Annotated in this window: 1 protein-coding gene; it reads left to right on the forward strand. The window is 49.6% G+C overall.

The window, feature by feature from the left end:
- Window positions 1-93 precede the first annotated feature (93 nt).
- Window positions 94-537, forward strand: coding sequence for a ubiquitin-conjugating enzyme E2 (locus NK662_RS24610; RefSeq protein WP_254761345.1), 444 nt, complete (start codon window positions 94-96; stop codon window positions 535-537).
- Window positions 538-696 lie beyond the last annotated feature (159 nt).

Below are 696 nucleotides of genomic sequence, written 5' to 3' on the forward strand. Positions count from 1 at the left end.
CTTGAAAGGAGGAAGAGCAGCTAGAGGCGAGGCAAGAAAAGAAGTGAAATCTCTCCGTTAGACAGGAAGAGGAAAAGCAAGGGGGAATTGGGGATGGCGTCAAAGAGGATACAGAAGGAGCTCAAGGATCTGCAAAAGGATCCCCCTACATCATGCAGTGCAGGTCCTGTTGGTGAAGACATGTTCCACTGGCAGGCAACGACAATGGGTCCATCTGATAGCCCATATGCTGGTGGAGTTTTCCTAGTTACCATCCACTTCCCTCCTGATTATCCCTTCAAACCACCCAAGGTGGCGTTTCGCACCAAGGTTTTCCATCCAAACATCAACAGCAACGGGAGCATTTGCCTTGACATCCTTAAGGACCAATGGAGCCCAGCACTAACCATTTCCAAGGTGTTGCTGTCAATCTGTTCCCTGCTGACTGATCCGAACCCTGATGATCCTCTGGTCCCTGAGATCGCCCACATGTACAAGACAGATAGGCACAAGTACGAGAACACAGCAAGGACCTGGACTCAGAGGTACGCCATGTAGCACCTCAGATATCGATGGACATGTCGATGTTGTAACAACATTATCAACGGGTGTGTCTCCCTCTCGCCTTGTGTGGTGTAAGGATCAAAACCGGCTTTGCAGTGCACTCTTGGTGTTGCTCCATTGTGTCACTCACTCATTGCAGTGATTTCGAATAGT

The sequence above is a fragment of the Ectobacillus ponti genome (genome assembly GCF_024294785.1).
In the GTDB taxonomy this organism is placed as follows: domain Bacteria; phylum Bacillota; class Bacilli; order Bacillales; family Bacillaceae_G; genus Ectobacillus; species Ectobacillus ponti.